Annotated in this window: 18 protein-coding genes and 1 rRNA gene; 4 read left to right on the top strand and 15 right to left on the bottom strand. The window is 72.9% G+C overall.

Annotated features, from left to right (window positions below; genetic code table 11):
• Positions 1 to 22 precede the first annotated feature (22 nt).
• From AB0P03_RS14640 to AB0P03_RS14625, 4 genes are all read right to left on the bottom strand, one after another.
• Complete coding sequence (locus tag AB0P03_RS14640) at positions 23 to 1,375, bottom strand: ATP-binding protein (RefSeq protein ID WP_363629171.1); 1,353 nt, start codon at positions 1,373 to 1,375, stop codon at positions 23 to 25.
• A 94-nt stretch (positions 1,376 to 1,469) separates the two neighbouring features.
• Positions 1,470 to 2,300: a putative RNA methyltransferase gene (locus tag AB0P03_RS14635; RefSeq protein WP_363629170.1), complete on the bottom strand. Its 831-nt coding sequence runs from the start codon at positions 2,298 to 2,300 to the stop codon at positions 1,470 to 1,472.
• A gap of 124 nt (positions 2,301 to 2,424) precedes the next feature.
• On the bottom strand, positions 2,425 to 3,231 hold the full coding sequence (locus AB0P03_RS14630) for an alpha-L-glutamate ligase (RefSeq protein ID WP_363629167.1): 807 nt from the start codon (positions 3,229 to 3,231) through the stop codon (positions 2,425 to 2,427).
• The gene (locus tag AB0P03_RS14625; RefSeq protein WP_363629165.1) at positions 3,228 to 4,184 is read right to left on the bottom strand and encodes an ATP-grasp domain-containing protein; all 957 of its coding nucleotides are present in this window, start codon (positions 4,182 to 4,184) and stop codon (positions 3,228 to 3,230) included. Before AB0P03_RS14625 ends, AB0P03_RS14630 begins: the two co-directional genes overlap by 4 nt.
• Positions 4,185 to 4,428: 244 nt before the next feature.
• Between AB0P03_RS14625 and AB0P03_RS14620 the strand changes: the two genes are divergently transcribed.
• Positions 4,429 to 5,289 carry a GNAT family N-acetyltransferase gene (locus AB0P03_RS14620; protein ID WP_363588353.1) on the top strand — a complete coding sequence of 287 codons (861 nt, stop codon included), beginning with the start codon at positions 4,429 to 4,431 and terminating at the stop codon, positions 5,287 to 5,289.
• A gap of 74 nt (positions 5,290 to 5,363) precedes the next feature.
• On the opposite strand, the gene AB0P03_RS14615 is transcribed toward AB0P03_RS14620, so the two are convergent.
• The 4 genes from AB0P03_RS14615 to AB0P03_RS14600 form a co-directional block, all read right to left on the bottom strand.
• Positions 5,364 to 5,786 (bottom strand): fic family toxin-antitoxin system, toxin component, encoded by a 423-nt coding sequence (locus AB0P03_RS14615; RefSeq protein WP_350886206.1) that lies wholly within the window; start codon positions 5,784 to 5,786, stop codon positions 5,364 to 5,366.
• Positions 5,783 to 6,019: a toxin-antitoxin system HicB family antitoxin gene (locus tag AB0P03_RS14610; RefSeq protein WP_063347592.1), complete on the bottom strand. Its 237-nt coding sequence runs from the start codon at positions 6,017 to 6,019 to the stop codon at positions 5,783 to 5,785. Before AB0P03_RS14610 ends, AB0P03_RS14615 begins: the two co-directional genes overlap by 4 nt.
• 153 nt (positions 6,020 to 6,172) lie before the next feature.
• Positions 6,173 to 8,833, bottom strand: coding sequence for a collagenase (locus AB0P03_RS14605; RefSeq protein WP_363629163.1), 2,661 nt, complete (start codon positions 8,831 to 8,833; stop codon positions 6,173 to 6,175).
• Positions 8,834 to 9,043: 210 nt separating this feature from the next.
• A complete protein-coding gene (locus AB0P03_RS14600) occupies positions 9,044 to 10,003 on the bottom strand; it encodes a LysR family transcriptional regulator (RefSeq protein WP_363629161.1) in 960 nt (319 codons plus the stop codon).
• A 441-nt stretch (positions 10,004 to 10,444) separates the two neighbouring features.
• Here AB0P03_RS14600 and AB0P03_RS14595 point away from each other — a divergent pair, with 441 nt between their 5' ends.
• Positions 10,445 to 10,642, top strand: a complete 198-nt coding sequence (locus tag AB0P03_RS14595; protein WP_363588357.1) for a hypothetical protein — start codon at positions 10,445 to 10,447, stop codon at positions 10,640 to 10,642.
• Positions 10,643 to 10,815: 173 nt separating this feature from the next.
• Here AB0P03_RS14595 and AB0P03_RS14590 read toward each other — a convergent pair whose 3' ends face one another.
• Positions 10,816 to 12,162, bottom strand: coding sequence for a class I SAM-dependent RNA methyltransferase (locus AB0P03_RS14590; RefSeq protein ID WP_363629276.1), 1,347 nt, complete (start codon positions 12,160 to 12,162; stop codon positions 10,816 to 10,818).
• A gap of 365 nt (positions 12,163 to 12,527) precedes the next feature.
• Positions 12,528 to 14,597, bottom strand: a complete 2,070-nt coding sequence (locus tag AB0P03_RS14585; protein WP_363588359.1) for an APC family permease — start codon at positions 14,595 to 14,597, stop codon at positions 12,528 to 12,530.
• 229 nt (positions 14,598 to 14,826) lie between these two features.
• On the opposite strand from AB0P03_RS14585, the gene AB0P03_RS14580 reads away from it, so the two are divergent.
• Positions 14,827 to 15,495 (top strand): TrkA family potassium uptake protein, encoded by a 669-nt coding sequence (locus AB0P03_RS14580; protein ID WP_363369779.1) that lies wholly within the window; start codon positions 14,827 to 14,829, stop codon positions 15,493 to 15,495.
• Complete coding sequence (locus tag AB0P03_RS14575) at positions 15,495 to 16,166, top strand: TrkA family potassium uptake protein (RefSeq protein WP_063347598.1); 672 nt, start codon at positions 15,495 to 15,497, stop codon at positions 16,164 to 16,166. Before AB0P03_RS14580 ends, AB0P03_RS14575 begins: the two co-directional genes overlap by 1 nt.
• 96 nt (positions 16,167 to 16,262) lie before the next feature.
• On the opposite strand, the gene AB0P03_RS14570 is transcribed toward AB0P03_RS14575, so the two are convergent.
• The 5 genes from AB0P03_RS14570 to rrf all read right to left on the bottom strand — a co-directional run bounded on the left by AB0P03_RS14570 (position 16,263) and on the right by rrf (position 21,292).
• Positions 16,263 to 17,078 carry a DUF3159 domain-containing protein gene (locus AB0P03_RS14570; protein ID WP_363588361.1) on the bottom strand — a complete coding sequence of 272 codons (816 nt, stop codon included), beginning with the start codon at positions 17,076 to 17,078 and terminating at the stop codon, positions 16,263 to 16,265.
• 2 nt (positions 17,079 to 17,080) lie between these two features.
• Positions 17,081 to 17,488 (bottom strand): OB-fold nucleic acid binding domain-containing protein, encoded by a 408-nt coding sequence (locus AB0P03_RS14565; protein ID WP_063347599.1) that lies wholly within the window; start codon positions 17,486 to 17,488, stop codon positions 17,081 to 17,083.
• Between the two features lie 67 nt (positions 17,489 to 17,555).
• A complete protein-coding gene (locus AB0P03_RS14560) occupies positions 17,556 to 18,236 on the bottom strand; it encodes a response regulator (RefSeq protein ID WP_033351413.1) in 681 nt (226 codons plus the stop codon).
• 109 nt (positions 18,237 to 18,345) lie between these two features.
• A complete protein-coding gene (locus AB0P03_RS14555; protein WP_363588363.1) occupies positions 18,346 to 20,934 on the bottom strand; it encodes a sensor histidine kinase KdpD in 2,589 nt (862 codons plus the stop codon).
• 241 nt (positions 20,935 to 21,175) lie between these two features.
• A 5S ribosomal RNA gene (gene rrf / locus AB0P03_RS14550) occupies positions 21,176 to 21,292 on the bottom strand.
• Positions 21,293 to 21,422: the final 130 nt, after the last annotated feature.

Genomic DNA, 21,422 nt, shown 5'->3' with positions numbered 1-21,422 from the left:
CGTTCACCCGTCCAGGTCTACCTCACCCGTCCACCTCGTCCGCCCCCGGGTCGGCTCCGTCCCCGCGCCCGCACTGGGCCGGCACCCTGGTCGTCTCGGGCCGCAGCACGGTGTGCCCCGAGTCCGGGTCGCGCCGGCACTCGACCAGCACGGCCGCGCCCGACCGCGGTTCGGCCACGCCGAGCGCCTCCCGCGCCGCGGCGGGCTCCTGAAGCGCGGCGAGGACGCGCAGCTGGTTGCGCCCGGACATGTCCCGGGCCAGCCGTAGCAGTGAGGCGGTCTGTTCGGTGGCGAGCCCGGCGCCGAGGTCCTCGGCGAGCACGGTGAGCTGCCGGTGCGCCCACGGCACCTCGGCGGCCACGTCGAGGTCGAGCACCCCGGCCCCGGTGAGCAGCACCGCGGCGAACGCGAGGTGGCGCAGCATGCCGTCGGAGGCCTGGTCGGCCCCGGTGCGTCCGAGGACGCCTTCGTCGAAGACCGCGAGGACGCGCTGGTCGGGCCCGCTGCCGCGGTGGGCGAGGGAGAGTCCGAGCAGCGGGTGCGGGGCGGCGGACTGGACGGCGCGCAGGAGCTGCCCGTAGCGGCGCGGGCACTCGTTGCCGAGCCGGGCGAGGACGGCGGAGATGTTGGCGGCGTTGCTGCGCAGCCGGGCCTGCGGGTCGGGTCGGGCCCAGCCGCGCATGAGGGCGGGGACGGGGTGGACGGGGAAGACCTCGCGCAGGGCGGTGAGCAGGTCCTCGGTGGCGGCGAGGACCTGCCGTTCGCCCCGGGAGGAGCCGGCCACCCGGAGCGGCAGTTGCGCGGTGATCATGGTGCCGCTGGGGAAGGGCGCCCGGATGTCTCCCTGGCGGGTGTCGTTGTGCCAGCAGACGTTGACGCGCCGCTTGCGGACGTCCTGTTCGCCGGTGTCGACGAGGGTGCGGCCGTCCAGGGTGAGCGATTCGCGGGCGATCCGCACCGGGCCGTCGGTGCGGACGACGACGTCGAGCCGGATGCGGCCGTGCGGGGAGCGGACGGTGCAGCCGAGGATGACGGCGTCGCGCCCGTGCGGGACGCACCCGGTCAGGCCGCCGCGGACGGGTTTGGCCAGGGGGCCGGTGCGGTCGGGCAGCCCGTCGAAGGAGTCGGCGATCTCCTCTCCGAGGGCCAGCCGGGAGAGCACGGCCAGTGCGTCGAGGGCGTTGGACTTGCCGACGCCGGCGGGCCCGTGCAGGACGGTGAGGGGCGCGAGCGGCAGGACCGCGCGCCGGTAGGACTTGAACGAGGTGAGCCGGAGCTCCTCGACGGTGGGACGTGTTACGGATGGCCGATCGGGCCCCGGGGCGCTCGGTCGGGGGTGGGCCGGCGCGGCGGGCCGGGTGGCGTCGCGGTTCACCCATCGGACGTTAGCCGCAGGCCGGTCGGCAGAAACGTGCCTGCTCAGCAGATTCATCCCAACGTGGCGGCCACACCCCGCGCGCGCCCGACGTTCAGCGCCGGTAGGCGGCCACCGTCACGGAGGCGGTCACCTCGACCGGGTCCGGCAGGTCCGCGAGCGCGGCGGCCAGGCGGTCCGGGTCGGTGTGCCAGGCACTGGGGCCCATGCCGACGACGGTGCGCACGTCGTCCGGGCCGAGCCGCAGGGTGAACTCGACCTGCCGCCGGCCGGCGGAGGTCAGGTAGGGTCCGAGCTTCTCGTCGATCCGCCGCTGCTTCTCCTCGTCGACCGACAACAGGCCCAGTGCGCCGACGAGTTCACGCAGGTGGCGGGCGGTGGGCGAGACCAGCAGCAGGGTGGCGCCGGGGCGCAGCACGCGGCGGATCTCGGGCCCGTTGCGCGGGGCGAAGACGTTGAGCATCAGCCCGGCGGAGGCGTCGCGCAGCGGCAGCGGCCGCCAGGCGTCGCAGACCACGGCACCGATCCGGGGGTGGGCCTTGGCGGCGCGGCGCAGCGCGAACTTGGAGATGTCGAGGGCGGCCCCGACGCGGCCGGGCAGGGCGTCGAGGACATGGGCCAGGTAGTGGCCGGTGCCGGCGCCGAGGTCGGCGACGAGGCCTTCGGGGTCGGCGTCCGCGGCGGCCTCGGCGAGGGCGTCGGCGATGGGCCGGTAGTGGCCGGCGGCGAGGAAGTCGGCACGGGCGGCGACCATCTCGGCGGTGTCGCCGGTGCCGGTGTGGGCGTCGCCGGCGAGGAGGCTGACGTAGCCCTGCTTGGCGAGGTCGAAGCTGTGGCCGGCGGGGCAGCGCAGGGCGCGCTCGTGCCGGGTGAGGGCCTGCGCGCAGTGGGGGCAGGCCAGGTAGCGCTCGATGTCCTGCAGCAACGTTCCGTCTTCTCTCGCCGTTCGGCCCGGGTGCCCGGTGGCCCTGAGTAACCAGCCTAACGACCCCGCTCGCCCCCGACGGCCCGCCGAACCCGCCCCGGGTCCGACGGCCCCGCTACCCGGCCTACCGGCCCCGCCCCTGCGCGACGTGCCCGCGCCCGCGCTCCGCCGCGACGCGCAGGGCGAGGGCGGCGAGCGCCTCCGGCGCGCCCAGCCGTCCACGGATGCCGGGGAAGGCGTTGACGTCGACGATGACGGGTTCGGCGGGCCCGTCGAGCAGGTCGACGCCGTAGACGTCGAGCCCGAACACCTCGCCGACGCGCAGAGCCAGCGCAGCCCGTTCGGCAGGCGGCTCCCAGTCCTGCCCCTGCCCCGATTCCCCCTGGCCGTCGGCGAGTTCGGACCGCCGCCGGGCGGCGAACACCTGCCGGTCGATCACCCACAGCTTCTGGTCCCAGCCGGTCCCCGGGACGAACGACTGGGTGACGACGGGCTCGTCGGGCCAACGCGCGACGAGTTCGCGCAACCGGGCCGGGCCGTCGACCCGGGCGACCAGGTCGTGGCGCCGACTGTGCCGGCTCTTGACGACGAACGGGTAGTCGGGATCGGCGAGTTCGGCGATCCGCCCGGCGTCACGGGTGGCCGCGAAGGGCAGGTCGGCCGCGCGCGCGAGTTCGGCCATCCGCACCCGGTCCTGACAGAGTTCGGTGGCCGCGGCCGAGTTGATGACAGGCGCCCCGCGCCGCTCCAACTCTCGTGCGAGTGAAAGGGGTCGACGGGTGTGGGCCTTGAGCAGATAGACGTCGGCGAGCGCCGGCCCCGCCGGGCCGGCAGGGTCGACGATCGTCACCTCGTGCCGGTCCGCCAGCAGGGCGGCGGTCGCCGCGAGCACCGGGTGTCCGGGGTCGGCGGTGATCAGGCCGATCCTCATATCGCCCCGCCCAGGCCGGCCCCGTCAAGGCCGGCCCCACCCAAGCCGGCTCCGCCGAACTCTCCACGACCGAAGCCCAGTTGCCCGTACCCCGCGCCACCACCCGCCGACACCAGTGCGGGCGCGGGCGCCGACACGGCCGTCCCGCTGCGCGCGAGCCGCAGCACCGCCCGGGCGACCCTGGCGACCGCGTCCGGCACCTGGCGGAAGCTCGGGAAGTCGTTGATGTCGACGACCACCGGCCCGTCCGGCCCGAGCAGCACGTCGACGCCGTACAGGTCGAGCCCGAACACCTCACCGACCTGCGCCGCGATCCGCGCGACCTCCCCGGGCAACGGGACCTGCCGTTCGCGCACGCCCTGCCCGGGGTGGAGCGGGGAGGAACGTTCCGTCGCGAAGAGCTCGCCGTCGACGCAGTACACCTTGAGGTCGGTGCCGGAGTTGGGCACGTAGGGCTGGGCGATCAACAGCCCCTCGTCGGCGAGTTCGGCGCCGAGGTCGAGGAGGTGGTCGGGGCTGGGCACGAGCCGGACGGCGCGTCCGGAGCTGCCGTCGGCGGGCTTGACGACGAGCGGGTACTCGGCGGCCGGGATCTCGGCGAGCCGTTCCCAGCGGGCGGTGGCGTAGGTGACGGGGACGGGCAGGCCGCGGGTGCTGGCGATGACGGAGGCGAGCGCCTTGTCGCGGACGCCGCGGATGGAGCGGACGTCGTTGACGGTGGTGAGGCCGACGGCGGCGGCCGCGTCCAGCAGGGTGAGTCCGGGCCCGCCGGAGACGGTCTTGAGCACCCAGGCGTCGTGGCTGCCGGCCCGGATCGCCTCGGAGATCGCCATCAGTGAGTCCCCGGGGCGCAGCACGTCCACCCGGTGCCCCCACGCGGTGAGCTGGCGTGCCACGTCGAGCGGCATGCCGTCGTGCCGGTAGTGCTCCTCCACCAGAAAGCAGAGCCTCATGGGCCTGTCTTCCCCCCTTGCCGAGCCGAGTGCGGACGTCCGCCGTCCCCCTTCGGCAGAGCTGTCAAGGCATCAGCATGCCACGCGGTATACGCACAAGATCACTGCGAGCCGGTAAGCGTTCAGCAACAATCAGGCGCCCGCGCCCGCGCCGCGCCGCCCGTCACCGCCCCTGGCGCCCCCGGCGCGAAGCCCGGGAACAAAGCGGTGGCGGGCCGCCGGCGCCCCTGCTTGGATGCACGCCGTGACTTCTGTTGATCATGCTCCCGACCCTTCCCTCCTCGACGCGATCGAGCGCTACTACGACGCGGTGCCGCGCAGCGCCGCACGGGCCGAGGACTTCGGCCCGCTGACCCTGTTCGTCCGCGAGAGCGCGGGCTGGCCCTACTACGCCCGCCCCACGCTCGACCACGACGGCCCCGCCACCACCGCCGAGGACGTCCTGCGGGTGCTGGCCCGCCAGCGGGAGCTGGGCGAGCCGGAGGCCTTCGAGTGGGTGGCCGAGCGGAGTCCGGAGCTGCGGGCCGCGGTGGAGGCGGCCGGGCTCGCGGTGCACGAGCACCCGCTGCTGGTGCTGGGCCCGCAGGACGAGCCGGCCCCGGCGCCCGAGCTGCCGGAGGAGGTGCGGGTGGAGGTGCTGGGCGCGGACGCACCGGAGCTGGCGTCGGCGGTCGCCGTTCCGCACCTGGCGTTCGCCGAGCCCGGCACCGGCGTGGGCGCCGTGGGTGCGGCCGAACTGGCCGAGGCCGCAGGGCGGTTGGTGGCGGAGGGCGCGGTGGAGCGGATCGCACGGCGGATCACCGACGGCGCCACCGTGCTGGCCGCCGCGCTGGAGGACGGTTCCGCGCTGTGCGCGGGCCAGCACAATCCGGTGGGCGCGGTCACCGAGGTGGCCGGGGTCGGGACGCTGCCGGCCGCGCGGCGGCGCGGGCTGGGCCTGGCGGTCACCGCGGCCCTGGTCGCGCACGCGCGGGCGAACGGCGTGCGGACGGTGTTCCTGTCCGCCGCCGACGAGGAGGTCGCCCGGATCTACCGCCGGGCGGGCTTCCGTCCGTTCGCGACGGCCCTGATCGCCGAGCCGGCCCCGGAGCGGCCCGGCGACTGACCCGCCGGGCGCACCGACCAGAGCCCTGCTGAACGGATGACGAGGACGACGCGACCGGGCATGGGCCCGCCCGGTCAGTCGTCGTCCTCGTCCTCCGCCCCGCTGACGCCCTCCCCCTCGGCCTCGTCGACGACCCACCCCGCCAGCCGTTCGGCGACCCCGGACACGCCGAGCCGCCCCTCCCGGATGGCCCGGGCGAGGCTGCGCACCTCGCGGGCGGTGGTGGCGACGGTGCAGCCGCTGGCGACGAGGTAGGCATAGGCGACGGCGGTGGCGTAGAGCTCGTTGGTCTTCTCCAGGGCCGGCACCCGGATCAGCTGGTGCATCAGGGCGGCGGCGCGGTCCTGCGGTTCGGGGTAGACGTCGATGTCGAAGATCTCGGCCTGGTGCCGGGCGACGGCCGCGAGCAACGACCCGTAGTCGGTGACCTGCGGGTCACCGGGCGTGTACTGCTCGGCGGTCATGAGCAGCCACGAGAGGTCGACCTCCAGCTTCAACGGCGCACGTCCTTCAGGTCGCCCGGCTCCGCGAACTCGGCCAGGAAGGCCGTCTCGTACTCCTTCATGAACTGGGCGGCGGCGTCGACGAAGGCCCGCCCCGCCTCGCCCATGTCCTGCTGGACCAGGCGCTCGATGTACTGGTTCATGCTGATCCCCTGCTGCTCCGCCCGTTCCCGGGCCATCTCCGCGGTCGTGGCGTCCACCCGGACGTTCAGCTGTTTCTTACCCATGAATCTCAAGCTAGCGCTGAAGTGCTAGCACAACAAGGGCGCACGCACGCCGGGCGCGCGCACACCGGGCGGACGCCCCCACGGACGCCGGGCGGCCAGGCCCGCGGCAGGGTGCCGCGGGCCTGGCCGCCCGGGAGCGGACGCGGGACCGGATCAGAACTGGGTGCTGACCGTCACCCCGCTGAAGTCGGTGTTGGCGTAGAGGCTGATGTAGCGGTAGCCGGCCGTCGGGTTGGTGACGGTGATGCTCTGCGTGCTGCCGGCGTTGGTGGAGGAGGCGGTGAAGGCGTTCGGCGAGGCCCAGGTGTCCGCGTTGTAGTACAGGTACGCGGTGCCGGTGCCGCCGGAGGTGCTGATCTTCAGGGTGCTGACGCCGGCCGGCAGGTAGACGTACAGGTAGTCGAGGTTGCCGGCGGTGGCGGTGAGGTTGGACCGGGAGCAGTTCTGGCCGAGCGCGTCGGTGCGCGGGTCGGTGCAGGTCGGCAGGGTGGTGCCGCCGCCGGTGCCGGTGGTGACGGTGACCGAGGCCGGGGTGCTGGCGGTCCTGCCGGTGGCGTCGGTGACGGTCAGGGCGACGGTGTACGTGCCCGCGGCGGCGTAGCCGTGGCTCGGGTTCCGCTGGTCGGAGGAGGTCCCGTCGCCGAAGGTCCAGTGCCAGGCGGTGATCTGGCCGGGGCCGGTCTGGACGGACTTGTCGGTCAGCGTGACGGTGGCGCCGTTGACGGCCTGGGCGAACAGCGCGGTCGGGCCGGCCGCGTAGCAGGCGCCGCCGGCGCAGCCGTCGAGCCAGGCGTCGAAGTCGGCGTCGTAGCCGGTGCCGATGCCGTTGTAGACCGCGTAGCCGCCCTGGTAGTCACCGGTGCGGAAGTGGCCGAGCATGGCGTAGACGTCGGCCGGGTGCTTCTCGAACATGTACCGGACGGCGAGGTAGCCCCACGGGTAGGTGCGCACCGAGTCCGAGTTGCCGTACGTGTTCTGGAAGACGGTGCTGAGCTTGTAGGTGTGCTTGGCGGCCTCGGCCATCGCCTGGGTGTCGGTGGTGCCGCGGTAGGCGTAGGACTCGTACTCGGCGACGCCCTCGATCCACCAGATGTCGGGCACGGAGATCTCGGTGGAGAAGTTGCCCTTCATGTCGTAGATGCCGTCGAGGTAGTGCGTGTACTCGTGGTTGAGGTTCCACACGTTGGCGGTGAAGCCGTCGTTCCACGACTTCTGGTACATCACGCACACGGCGCGGTTGTTCGGGTCGGTCGGGTCCATGACGGTCTGGCCGCCGTTGTCGGTGGAGTTCCCGAAGATCGCCCAGGAGTAGTTCAGGTAGTCGGCCTGGTTGGCGAAGACCGCGAGGGTCATGTTCTTGTCGTACGGGTTGACCGGGCCGTTGTCCTTCACCAGGTTGTGGAAGAAGGTGTCCTCGCCGCGCAGGCTGGTGCAGACGGCGGCCAGGTCGGCGGGCGACAGCGACTCGGTCTGGATGGTGCGGTTGTCGCAGACCAGCTGGTTCGGCAGCACCGCCGCGGTCAGCTTCGCCGGCAGGTCGCAGGTGCCGTAGTACGAGCACTGGCCGGGGTCGAAGGCGTTGGCCTGGTAGGCGGTGTGGACGTACAACGGGCCGGTGACGCCGGTGATCTGGGCGCCGTCGAGCACCGCCTTGACCTTCCCCTTGACCGCGGCCTCGACGACGGGGCCGTCGCCGGCCATCCGGCCGAGGTCGTTGCCCGCGTTGACGTCGAGGTAGGCGTTGGCGGTGCCGAGCAGGTCCTTGTGGTTGAGCGCGAAGTCGCCCAGGACGGTGCCGATGCTCGGGTCGGCGCCGACCGCGCTGACGAAGTCGCTGTTCCAGTTGCCCCGCCACAGCGGCGCGGACAGCACGGCGTTGACCGCCTTGAGCATCTTCGGGAAGGCGTTGTACGAGTTGTTGTAGCTGGTCAGCACCTGCTTGTAGACGCCCAGGTAGCTGCCCTGCACGTTGGCGCTGTCGGTCAGGACCAGCACCTCGTTGAGCACGGTGCCGTTGTTGTCGGTGACGTCGGTCCAGTGCCGGCCGGCGAAGAAGGCGTCGAGCCCGGCCTTGGAGGCAGTGGTGAGCGCCGCGTCGTAGGGGCCGACCGCGTCCGCGTTGTTGGACTGGACGTAGTACCCGGCCCGCAGGAAGAGCACGAGCTGCAGGATGCCGGTGGAGTTGTCCCCGGTGTAGTTCGCCGCCAGGCCCTGGTAGGCGTTGGCGACGGTGAGCATCTGGGATTCCTTGAAGATCCTGCCCGCGTCGGTGCCGGTGACGTTGAACAGCGTGTTCACGCAGTCCGTGGTCGAGCCTTCGAGGAAGGAGACCAGGTCGGCGCCGCTGCGCCCGCCGAAGTCGGCGGGGGTGCAGCTCGGCGCGGCGGCACCGGCCGTACCAGCGGCGGCACCGGCCGCACCGGCGACGGCACGGGCCGAACTGCCCGGCTGGGCCGCGGAGTTGCCCGGCTTGGCCGCGGGCGCGTGCGGCTGGGCCGGGCGGGGCGCGGTCTGCACGACGGTGCCGGCCGGCTGGCCCATCACGACCTGGCCCAGCAGCGCCGGCGGCAGCGGCTTGGCGGCGGGGGCGGCGGCCTCGGAGGGATCGGCCGCGAGGAAGGCCCCCAGCGGCTTCGGGACGGCCGACGCGGCGTCGGCCGTCGCCGGGGCGGCGGCGGACGACCTGGCGCCGGTCGGCGGCTGGGCGGCCGGCCCGGACGCGGCGAGCGCGGGGACGGGCAGCAGGGTGGCGGCGGTGGCACAGCCGGCGACGACGCCGGCCATGAGCGTGGGGAGGGGTATGCGAAGGCGCACTGCGGGGTCCTTCTCCTGTGGGGGAGGTGACTGGACGACTGCCGAGGCTTGGGGGAAGTCGACGTGATCCTGCCATCGGGCGACCCGCCAGAACAATGTCACAGGTCATATGACATCGACTGTGGCGGGCATAACACCGCCCCACCGGGACCGGCCGCCCGCCCCGGCCCCCCGGCCGGACCCGGCCTCCCCCCTCCGGACCCGGCCTCCCTACGGCCGGACCGGCCGGTACGTCCGCGCCGCCCACGCCTGGAAGGTCGGCGAACTGGCGATCAGGTCCCGGTAGGCCGCGGCCGCCGCGCCGAACAGCGTCTCCACCACCTCGCCGCTCACCCCGGCGGCCCGCCAGGCCAGCAGGTGGCGGACCCAGATCGGCGTCCCGGCGAGCGGCTTGACCAGCACTTCGGCCAGCGGCCTGGTGGTCGCCTGGACGACGGAGATCCCGAGCCCGGCGGAGATCATCTCCTGCAGCTCCAGCCGCCCGCCGAGGAACTCGTGGACGGTCGCCGGGGTGAAGCCCGCCGCGGCGCAGGCGCCGTAGAACACGCCGTGCCAGCCGGCCCCGTCGTCGGGGGTGAGGAACCAGTCCTCCTCGGCCAGGTCCACCAGGGCGATCTCGGTGCGGTGCCGGAGCCGGTGGCCCGCCGGGAGTGCGACGAAGGCGGGCTCGGTGACGATGCCGCGGTGCGCGACGGCCGGCGAGTGGCGCAGTTCCCGACCCGGGTAGTCGACGGCCACGGCGGCCTCCGCGTCACCCTGCTCCAGCAGGTCGACGATGTCCGACGAGCGGTAGACGGAGGTCACCGTGAAGCGCTGGTCGGGCCGCTGGTGCCGGGCCCTGGTGACCAGTCCCGGCAGGATCGGCGAGATGGTCGCGGCCAGGCGCAGCTCCTGGCGGGCCGGCTCGCCGGGGGCCGCCGGGCGGCGGCCGAGGCAGTCGGCGCGGGTGAGGAGGTCGCGCGCGGCGGCCACCACCTCGACACCGAAGCAGGTCGGCGCGACGCCCACGGCCGTGCGCTCGAACAGTGGCGCGCCCAGGTGGCGTTCGATCCGGCGCAGTTGCGTACTGGTCGCGGGCTGCGAGGCGCCGAGCAGGACGGCGGCCCTGCCGACGCTCCCCGTGTCGGCGATGGCGCACAGCACGCGAAGGTGCCGCAGTTCCAGCTCCATGACCCTCCCCCTCACGCAAGGGCCGCACCCTCCCGGCCGACCGCTCCGGGCTGGAGGGTGCGGCCCCGGCGGTGGCTGTGCAACAGCACACATGACATGTCGGCCGCTCACCTTCGCCCCGCGCGAATCACCTCGTCAAGCCCCCTCCGGGAGCCGAACGGCGGCGCCGGCAGCGGCCTTTACCGGCGCATTGCGTCCCCCTGACCACTCCCTGACCCCCACCCCGGCGACCGCCCGGCCCGGCACCCGCCACCCCGCCCGACGCCGGCCCCCGCGAAGCCCCTCCGAAGATCCTCCGAAGCCCCCCGTGGCCCTCCGCGGCCACCCCGCCCGACGCCGCCCCGCCGGGGCGAGCGAGACTTGAAGAGTTCTTCACCTTCCGGGACTCTGAACTCTCCTGAGCGTTCCGCGGAGCGGCACCGACCGGTCTGGAGGCCGGCAATGACAGCCATGTTCGACCAGGAGCTGCGCGAGCAGCTCACCCAGGCCCGCCGGGACCTCGCAGCGGCCCGGGCCGAAGGGGACGCCGACGGCGTCCAGGCGTACGAGGGCCGGATCGCCGGACTGCTCCGGCTCGCCGCCCAGCACGGGATCGACCTTCCGCACAGCGCCGACGAAGAGGAGCACAACCGGCCCTGACCGTCCCGCACCGGAACGGCGAGGAGGCGGCACCCGCGTGAACGGGTGCCGCCTCCTCTGCCGTCTCCTCCGCCGAACTACCCGGAGCCCTCGGAGTCCCCGGAGCCCCCCGGACCGCCTCGAACGCGATCAGCGCCCGTCGAAGCCGGCCGGCACCCCGGAGGGCCGCCGGGTCACTTCCCGATCGGCTCCAGGACCGCCACGCACTCGAAGTGGTGCGTCATCGGGAACAGGTCGAAGGCCCGCAGCGAGACCGGCCGGTAGCCGCCCTCGCGGAAGAACGCCAGGTCCCGGGCGAGCGCCGCCGGGTCGCAGGCGACGTACGCGATCCGGCGCGCCTCCAGGCCGACCAGGTGCGCGACGGTCTCGCGCCCGGCGCCCGAGCGCGGCGGGTCCAGGACGATCAGGTCGGTGGCGGTGATGCCGGTGCGCGGCAGCAGCGTCTCGACGCGGTCGCACTCGATCCGCACGTTGTCCAGCGCGGCCAGGTTGTGCCGGGCGTCGGCCACGGCCTGCTTGGAGGACTCGATGCCGAGCACCGCGCCCTCCTCGCCGACCCGGTCGGCCAGCGCGCCCGCGAACAGGCCGACGCCGCAGTACAGGTCGAGCGCGTTCTCGCCCCACTGCGGGTCCAGGCCGTCCAGGACGGCGTCGACCAGGGTGTCCGGCGCCTCGGGGTGGATCTGCCAGAAGCCGCCGTTGCTGACCCGCCAGGTCCGCCCGGTCGCCCGCTCGCGCACGAAGCTGCGACCGTGCACGCGGTGGATGTCGCCCTGGTCGTCCACCCGGGCGATCGACACCGGCTTGTCCAGCTCGACCAGCGGCAGCTGGGCGCCGGGGCGCGGGGTGAGCACCACCTGGCGGTCCGAGGATCCGCTCGCGGCGATCACCTCGACCGAGGCGATGCCCGGCCAGTCGCGGGCCTCGATGCCGAGTTCGGTGACGCCCTCGGCGGCGATCAGGCAGCGGTCCACCGGCTGCACCTCGTGCGAGCGGTGCTTGCGCAGGCCGACCTTCCCGGTCTCCTGGTCCACGGCGTACTGCACGCGGGTGCGCCAGGTCGGCACCTGCCCGGCCGGCAGCTTGCCGCCGACCGGCTCGACGCTGCCGTCCCAGCCCGCCTCGGCCGGGGTGAGACCGGCCAGCTTGGCCAGCTGCTCGGTCAGCACCTGCCCCTTGAGCTTGCGCTGCCCGCCCGGGGTGACGTGCTGCCAGTCGCAGCCGCCGCACTTGCCGGGCCCGGAGAACGGGCACGGCGGCGCGATCCGCTCCTTGGCGGGTTCCAGGATCTCGACCGCGTCGGCCCGCAGGAACCGGGAGGTGGAGGTGCCCTCGGTGACCAGTGCGACCACCTTCTCGCCGGGCAGCGCGTGCCGGACGAACAGCACCCGGCCCTCGTACCGGGCCACGCAGTGCCCGCCGCCGTGCGCGACCGGGCCGACCTCGACCTCGTAGCGCTGGCCGACCAGCGGATCGCCGGACGGCGTCTCGGGGCGCGCGGCCCGCGGCGCGGTGCGCAGCGCCTTCGGCGGCCGCACCGCCTGCTTGCGCGGCCGCTCCCCCGGCGTGCGGGACGCCTGCGCGCGGGATCCCCGCGCACGGTCGCCCTTCGGCGCACCGTCCTTGGAGCGCTCGGCCTTCTGCGCACTGTCGGTCTTCTGCGTACGGGCGGCCTTCGGCTTCCCCGTGTCGGCTTCCGCCGGACGCGCGGGAGCAGGCTCGCCCGGCGCGAGCGGCGCGGTCTGCGCGGTGAAGCCGTCGCGGTCGGTGGCGGCCGGGCGCACGGGCTTGCCCCAGCGCGGCCGGGCGACCTTGCCGGGCTTGGCGGCGCCCTTGCGGGCGCCCTTGCCCGAGGATCCGGAGGAGCGGGACGGGGTGTTGCGGGTCACTGGGCGGAGTCCTTGCTGCTGTCAGCGGTGGCGTCTGGCATAACGGGGACCTTCGACTTTACGGCCTTCGGCGCCCGAGGCTCGCCACGCCGGACGGCACCCGGCGCCGACCAGGCCTTCTGCGGCTTGCGCCGCTCGGAGGACTCCAGCTGCCACGGCACCGAGGTGACCATCACCCCGGGCTTGAACAGCAGCCGCCCCTTGAGCCGCAGCGCGCTCTGGTTGTGCAGCAGGTGCTCGTACCAGTGGCCGACCACGTACTCGGGGATGTAGACCGACACCACCTCGCGCGGGCTGCTGCGGCGCAGGTTCTTCACGTAGTCGAGGACGGGCCCGGTGATCTCGCGGAACGGCGAGTCCAGCACCTTGAGCGGCACCTCGATGCCGCGCTCGTCCCATTCCCGGCGCAGCGCCGCCGTGTCGGCCGGGTCGACGTTGACGGTCACGGCCTCCAGGGTGTGGGCGCGGGCGAGCCTGGCGTAGGCGAGGGCGCGCAGCGCGGGCTTGTGCAGCTTGGAGACCAGCACGATGGCGTGCACCCGGGTGGGCAGCACCACGTCGTCCGGCTCCTCGGCGGCGATGAGCTCCTCGGAGACCCGGTCGTAGTGGCGGCGGATGCCCTTCATCATCACGAAGAGCACGACCATCGCGGCGATCGCGATCCAGGCGTGGCTGATCTTGGTGACCAGGACGACGATCAGCACGGCCATGGTCATCACCAGGCCGAAGGTGTTGATCGCCCGGCTGCGCTGCATGTGGCGGCGCTTGGCCGGGTCGGTCTCGGTGCGCAGCAGCCGGGTCCAGTGCCGGATCATGCCGGACTGGCTCATGTTGAAGGAGACGAAGACGCCGACGATGTAGAGCTGGATCAGCCGGTTGGGGTCCGCGTCGAAGGCGATGACGAACAGGATCGCGGCGATCGCCAGCAGGATGATGCCGTTGGAGAAGGCCAGCCGGTCGCCGCGGGTGTGCAGCTGGCGCGGCAGGTAGCGGTCCTGGGCGAGGATCGAGCCGAGCACCGGGAAGCCGTTGAAGGCGGTGTTCGCGGCGAGCACCAGGATCAGGCCGGTGACGGCGGCGACGAAGTAGAAGCCGGGCGTGAAGTTGTTGAAGACGGCTTCGCTGATCTGGGCGAGCGCGGTCTTCTGGTGGTAGCCGGGCGAGGAGCCGACGAGCTGCTCGGCCGGGTTCTCGGCCATCTGCACGCCGGTGAGGCGGGCCAGCCAGATGATGCCCATGAACATCACCACGGCGATGCTGGCCATCATCAGCAGGGTGGTGGCGGCGTTCTTGCTCTTGGGCTTGCGGAAGGCCGGCACGCCGTTGGAGATGGCCTCCACGCCGGTGAGCGCGGCGCAGCCGGAGGAGAACGACTTGAGCAGCAGGAACACCATGGCGAACCCGGCCAGCGATTCGTTGCCGGGGGTGGCGGCGAGGTGGAATCCGGAGCTCTCGGCGGGCATGTCCTGGCCGAGCAGGAAGTGCCGGACGAAGCCGTAGCCGACCATGCCGATGACGCCGATCATGAAGGCGTACGTCGGGACGGCGAAGGCGGTGCCGGATTCGCGGACGCCGCGCAGGTTCATGCCCATCAGCACCACCACGACGATGACCGACAGGGTCAGTTCGTGGCCGCGCAGCGCGGGGACGGCGGAGACGACGTTGGCGACGCCCGAGGTCGTCGAGACGGCCACGGTGAGCACGTAGTCGACCATCAGGGCGCTGGCGACGACGAGCCCCGACTTGGGCCCGTGGTTGACGGTCGCGACCTCGTAGTCGCCGCCGCCGCTCGGGTAGGCGTGCACGTTCTGCCGGTAGGAGGCGACCACCGCGAGCATCACGATCGCGACGACGACGCCGATCTGCCAGGAGAAGTGGATCGCCGAGGCACCCGCCACGGAGAGCGTCAGCAGGATTTCCTCGGGGGCGTACGCGACCGAGGAGAGCGCGTCCGAGGCGAAGACGGGCAGCGCGATCCGCTTGGGCAGAAGTGTTTCGCCCAATTTGTCGCTGCGCAGGGCGCGCCCGATCAGGATGCGTTTCGGTAGGTCAGTCGGCATAGGCACGTTAAGGAATCGTAGGGGCTTCCCGGGCCGGGCTCCGCCGTTTGTCCCCCCCTTCGTCGCGACTGCGTTCTATGGACCGGCTAGCGTGTCGGATACGAGTCGGCGGGCAACACTCACGTTGTGAGTCGGCGCCCCACAAGAACGCTCGCCCAGGGAAGCCGGGCGGGAAAGGGAGATGAACGGTGTTTGCGCAGGTCAAGAACCCTACGGGACGGGTGAGGTAGCGCCGGTGCACATCGTCATCATGGGCTGCGGCCGCGTGGGCTCGGCCCTCGCCAGAGCCCTGGAGAAACAGGGCCACTCGGTGGCCGTGGTCGACCAGGACCCGACCGCGTTCCGTCGGCTGGGCGCCGGGTTCAACGGGCGCCGGGTGACCGGCGTCGGCTTCGACCAGGACACCCTGCGCGAGGCGGGCATCGAGGAGGCCGGCGCGTTCGCCGCGGTCTCCAGCGGCGACAACTCCAACATCATCGCCGCGCGGGTGGCCCGGGAGAACTTCGGCGTGGAGAACGTCGCGGCCCGGATCTACGACCCCCGCCGCGCCGAGGTCTACCAGCGCCTGGGCATCCCGACCGTGGCGACGGTCCGGTGGACCGCCGACCAGATGCTGCGCCGGCTGCTGCCGAGCGGCGCCGAGCCGCTGTGGCAGGACCCGAGCGGCGGCGTCCAGCTGGCCGAGGTCGCCTACGCCCCGGGCTGGGTCGGTCACCGCATCAGCGTGCTGGAGGAGTCCTCCGGCGCCCGGGTGGCGTTCGTCACCCGGCTCGGCGAGGGCGTGCTGCCCTCGCCCCAGATGGTGGTGCAGGAGGGCGACCTGGTGCACGTGATGCTGCGCCGGGGCGACCTGACGGCGGTCGAGGCCGCGTTCGCGCAGGGGCCGAAGGAGGAGGGTCACTGATGCGGGTCGCCATTGCCGGGGCTGGTGCCGTGGGTCGCTCGATCGCGGGCGAGCTGCTGGAGAACGGGCACGAGGTCCTGCTGATAGACAAGAACCCCAACTCCATCTCGGTGGAGCGGGTACCCATGGCGGAGTGGCTGCTGGCCGACGCCTGCGAGATCACCTCGCTGGACGAGGCGGCCCTGCAGCGCTGCCACGTGGTGATCGCTGCGACCGGCGACGACAAGGTGAACCTGGTCGTCTCGCTGCTCGCCAAGACCGAGTACGCGGTGCCGCGGGTGGTCGCCCGGGTGAACAACCCGAAGAACGAGTGGCTCTTCAACGAGTCCTGGGGCGTGGACGTGGCCGTGTCCACCCCGCGTCTGATGTCCGCCCTGGTCGAGGAGGCGGTCAGCGTCGGCGACCTGGTCCGGCTGATGCGCTTCAGCCAGGGCAACGCCAACCTGGTCGAGCTGACCCTGGCCGCCGACACCGAGCTGGTCGGCACCCGGGTGGGCGACGTGGCCTGGCCGCAGGACACCGCGCTGGTGACGATCATCCGCGAGGGCCGGGTGCTGGTGCCGGGTAAGGACGACACCCTGGAGGGCGGCGACGAGCTGCTCTTCGTGGCCGCACAGGAGCGCGAGGAGGAACTGGAGGACCTGCTGTCGGCGTCCTCCGGCGCCCAGTAGGGCCGAAGGCGCGGACCGGACACGGGCGAGGGCCCGCACCCCTGGTGGGTGCGGGCCCTCGCCCGTCGCGTTCGGACCGGCCGGCCGGGGCTCCGGCTAGCGGGCCGGCTCCTCGTCGTCGTCGAACTGCGCCTTGATCGGCGGCGGCGCCTTGAGCAGGATCTGCCAGGTGACGTACATCGCCAGCAGCATCGGCGGGATGCCGAGGGCGACCTTGAGCCAGCCGAGCAGGTTGACGTTGTGGGTGAAGTACAGCGGGAAGAGGATCACCGGCTTGAGGCCCATGATCACCACCCAGGCCCAGGTCGCCTTGGTGTAGGCGGCGAACCGGCCCGGGTTCTCCTTGCGCCAGGTGAACATCTCGCCGGTGACCGGGCCGAGCATCACGCCGATCATCGGCCAGCGCACCAGGGCGGAGACCGCCAGGGCGATGCAGTAGCCGACGTTCCACAGCAGGCCGGGCAGGTAGAAGTCCTCGGCGCGACCGCTCTTCATCGAGATCCAGGCGCCGAGGGCGACGCCGAACACCCCGCTGAAGGCGTGCTGGACGGTCTCCCGCCGGGCCAGCCTGGTCACCACGAACACCGCGCACAGGCCCAGCGCGGCCCAGGCGGCGGAGCTGACCTGGTGGGTGATGTTGAAGGTGACGATGAAGACCAGGCCGGGCAGCGTCATGTCGATCATGCCGCGCACGCCGCCGAAGGCCTGCAGAATGGTGTCGGCCGCTTCCTTGGAGGCGGCGGCCTTGCGGGCGGCCTCCTCGGCCGCGCTGTCGGCGGCCTCCTTGGCGACGACGGCCTCGCGGACGGCCGCGTCGGCCGCGGCCCCGGGTCCGTGCGGGCCGGGCGGCGCGTGGTGGTTCGCGGCCAGGTCAAGCTGGGCGGCGGACTCGCCGCCGGGCTGGTTGCTCACGCTCATTCGCTCCCGTGTCCGACCGGACGCAGCTCATAGCGGGGGTTGAACAGCACGCGGCGCCCGCGTGCGTGGCTGATCCGGCCGCTGGCGACGAGCCGGCGGCCCGGCTCTATGCCCGCGATCGAGCGGCGGCCGAGCCAGACCACGTCCAGCGCCTCGGTGCCGTCGAAGAGTTCGGCCTCCAGCGCCGGCACCCCGGCCCGCGGGCGGAGCGTCACCGTGCGCAGCGTGCCCGCGACGGTGACCAGCTCGCGGTCCGCGCAGCCGGCGATCGGCGTGCAGCCCGACTCCGCCGCGCTCTCCTGGCGCAGCTCCTCGGCCTGCAGCTCCTCGGCCGAGGAGGTCAGCCGGCTGAGCATGCGGCGGAATCGCCCCTGCGGCTGGTCGCTGCTGTTGTCACCACTCATGCCGGAAGGGTACCGGTTTCCGCACCCCCGGCGGCAGGCCGTACGGCCACCGGGGGCGCCCCGGGGGTCAGCTCTCGAAGCGGTAGCCCATGCCCGGTTCGGTGATGAAGTGGCGCGGGTGCGAGGGGTCGCGCTCCAGCTTGCGGCGCAGTTGGGCGAGGTAGACCCGCAGGTAGTTGGTCTCGGTGCGGTAGGCGGGGCCCCACACCTCCTGGAGCAGCTGGGTCTGGCTGACCAGTCGGCCGGCGTTGCGGACCAGCACTTCCAGCAGGTGCCACTCGGTCGGGGTGAGGCGGACGTCGGTGCCGTCCCGGTTGACCTTCTTGGCGGCGAGGTCGACGGTGAAGCTCTCGGTGACGACCAGCGAGTCGTCCTCGCCCGCGACCGGCTCGGCGCGGCGTACGGCGGCGCGCATCCGGGCGAGCAGCTCGTCCATGCCGAACGGCTTGGTGACGTAGTCGTCGGCACCGGCGTCCAGGGCCTCGACCTTCTCGTCGGAGGCGTGCCGGGCCGACAGCACGATGATCGGCACCCTGGTCCAGCCGCGCAGGCCGCGGATCACCTCGACGCCGTCCATGTCGGGCAGGCCCAGGTCGAGGACGACGACGTCGGGATGGCGGGCGGCGGCCAGTTCCAGGGCGCTCGCGCCGTCATGGGCCGCGTCGACCTCGTACTTGCGGGCCTTGAGGTTGATCACCAGCGCGCGGACGATCTGCGGTTCGTCGTCCACGACGAGGACCCGGGTCATTTACGGGCTCCGCCTTTCAGGGCTGTCGGACTTACGGACTGTGGGACTTGCTGAACATACGACGTGCGGAAGCGAGGAACGACAGGCCGGAGCGGCAGGCCACCGGCTGTCACGTGATCAGCCGCGACAGCGGATCGTGCCCGTCACCGGCCGCCTCCCCCGGTTCCGGCGGCCGCTCGGCGGCGGGCAGGCTGACGACCATGGTGAGGCCGCCGCCGGGGGTGTCCTCGGCGGTGACGGTACCGTCCATCGCCTCGACGAAGCCGCGCGCCACCGCGAGCCCGAGCCCCACCCCGGCGCCGCGCGGCGCGTCCCCGTAGCGCTGGAACGGCGCGAAGATCCGCTCCTTGGCGTCCTCGGGCACGCCCGGGCCGCGGTCCACGATCCGCAGCTCGACCCGCCCGGAACCGCCCGGCTGACGCAGCGCGTCGGCCTTGACCAGCACCTTGACGCCGTCCGGGCTGTACTTGACGGCGTTCTCGACCAGGTTGGCCAGCGAACGCTCCAGCAGGCCGCCGTCGGCCCGGATCATCGGCAGCGTCTCCGGGACGTCGAGGCGCACGGACTCGGGCGGCACCCCGCCGAGGGCGAACGGCACCACCTCGTCCAGGTCGGTCTCCTGGATCAGCGGGGTGACGGTACCGGTCTGCAACCGGCTCATGTCCAGCAGGTTGTTGATCAGGTGGTCGAGCCGGTCGGCCCCGGCCTCGATGCCGGCCAGCAGCTCCGCCTCGTCCTCCGGCGCCCACTCGACGTCGGCCGCCCGCAACGAGGTGACGGACGCCTTGATCCCCGCCAGCGGGGTGCGCAGGTCGTGCGAGACCGCCGCCAGCAGGGCGGTGCGGATCCGGTTGCCCTCCGCCTCCCGGCGGGCCGCCGCGGCCTCCCGGGCCAGCCGGCGGCGCTCCAGCACCACGGCCGCCTGCGCGGCGAACGCCCCGAGCAGGCGCCGGTCCGCCCCCGGCAGCACCCGGCCGCGCAGCACCAGCGCCAGGCTGTCGCCGACCGGGACGTCCACGTCGGCCTCCTCCGGCCGCTCCGGCGGGCGCGGCCCGGCGGTGGCGACCGGCACCCAGGCACCGAGCGGCTCCGGACGCTCCAGCAGCGCGGCGCTCTCCTGCCCGAAGGTCTCCCGGACCTGCTCCATCAGCGCGGTCAGCACCCCGTCCCCGTTCGGCGCGCCGCGCAGCACGGTACCGGCCAGCGCGCTGAGCGTCTGCGCCTCCGTCTGGCTGCGGGCCGCCTGGTGGGTGCGCCGGGCCGCCAGGTCGACCACGGAGGCGACCGAGATGCCGACCACGGTGAATATCGCCACCGCCATGATGTTCTGCGGCTCGTTGATCGTGAAGGTGTGGATCGGCGGCGTGAAGTAGTAGTTCAGCACCGACGAGGCGACCAGCGCCGACCCGATCGCCGGCAGCAGCCCGCCGACCAGCGCCGCGCACACCGTCAGCGACAGGAACAGCAGCATGTCGGTGGACAGGCCCAGCCCGCCGATCGCGGTCAGCACCAGCGCCAGCACCGGTGGACCAGCCATCCCGATCAGCCAGCCCGCGATGGTACGGGGGCGGCCCAGGTCGGTGATCCGGCGCACCGGCACCCGCCCGCGTCCGTGCCCGGCGTGCTCGTGGGTGACCATGTGGATGTCGATGTCGCCGGCCTCCCGGGTCACCGTGGTGCCGACGCCAGGCCCGTAGAGGTACTGCCAGGCCGGCCGTCGGCTGGTGCCCAGCACGATCTGGGTCGCGTTCACGCCCCGGGCGAAGTCCAGCAGCCCGGCGGCCGGGTCGTCGCCGAGGACGGCGTGGAAGGAGCCGCCGAGGCTCTCCACCAGGGCCCGCTGCTCGATCAGCGTCTGCGGGGAGCCGGTGCCCGAGAGCCCGTCCGAACGGGAGATGTGGACGGCGAGGAGCTCGCCGCCCGAGACACGGGCCGCGATCCGGGCCGCCCGCCGGATCAGCGTCGCCCCCTCGGGGCCGCCGGTCAGGCCCACCACGATCCGCTCCCGGGCCTGCCAGGTGCCCTCGATGCCCTGCTCGGCCCGGTACTTCTGCAGGTACTCGTCGACCCGGTCGGCGGTCCACAACAGCGCCAGCTCGCGCAGCGCGGTCAGGTTGCCCGGGCGGAAGTAGTTGGCCAGGGCCGCGTCTATCTTCTCCGGCGCGTACACGTTGCCGTGCGCCAGCCGCCGCCGCAGCGCCTGCGGCGACATGTCGACCAGCTCGATCTGGTCGGCCCGGCGCACCACCGCGTCCGGCACGGTCTCGCGCTGGCGCACCCCCGTGATGCCCTCGACGGCGTCGCCGAGCGACTCCAGGTGCTGGATGTTGACGGTGGAGATCACGTCGATCCCGGCCGCCAGCAGCTCCTCGACGTCCTGCCAGCGCTTGGCGTTGCGGCAGCCGGGGATGTTGGTGTGCGGCAGCTCGTCCACCAGCGCCACCTGCGGGCGGCGGGCGAGGACGGCGTCCACGTCCATCTCGGCGAACGTGGCCTCCCGGTGCACCAGCTGCCGGCGCGGCACGACCTCCAGCCCGTCGACGAGCTCCGCGGTGAGCCGCCGGCCGTGATCCTCCACGAACGCCACCACGACGTCCGTGCCACGCTGCTGTCGCCGGTGCGCCTCGGCGAGCATGGCGTACGTCTTGCCGACCCCGGGGGCCGCCCCAAGGTAGATGCGCAGCCTGCCTCGTCCCATGAGCACCATTCTTGATCCGGCTCTGCTCCGGGGCCACCCCCGGACACCTGTTCCCCTTCCCTTCGAGACTACGGCGTGAGCGGCGATTTTCCGCTGATCAGTGGACTGATCATGCGGTTTTAGCGACATATTGACGGCGCCCGCCCCCCTCGGCCGGGCCGGCGTGAAAGCCTTCTGCCCTGTCTCCGGGAAATGCAAAAAGACCCCCTCCCGGACGGGAGGGGGTCTTTTCGGAATAATTGTTCGGCGGCGTCCTACTCTCCCACAGGGTCCCCCCTGCAGTACCATCGGCGCTGTAAGGCTTAGCTTCCGGGTTCGGAATGTAACCGGGCGTTTCCCTCACGCTATGACCACCGAAACACTATGAAACTGTCAACCGCACCAACCCCGTGACCAAACGGGTTGGGGTCGTTGTTTCAGAACAACACAGTGGACGCGAGCAACTGAGGACAAGCCCTCGGCCTATTAGTACCGGTCAACTCCACCCC

The sequence above is a fragment of the Kitasatospora sp. NPDC088779 genome, assembly GCF_040685395.1.
Lineage (GTDB): Bacteria > Actinomycetota > Actinomycetes > Streptomycetales > Streptomycetaceae > Kitasatospora.
The sequence above is the reverse complement of the archived record's forward strand: the minus strand, read 5'-3'. Positions and strand labels throughout refer to the sequence as shown.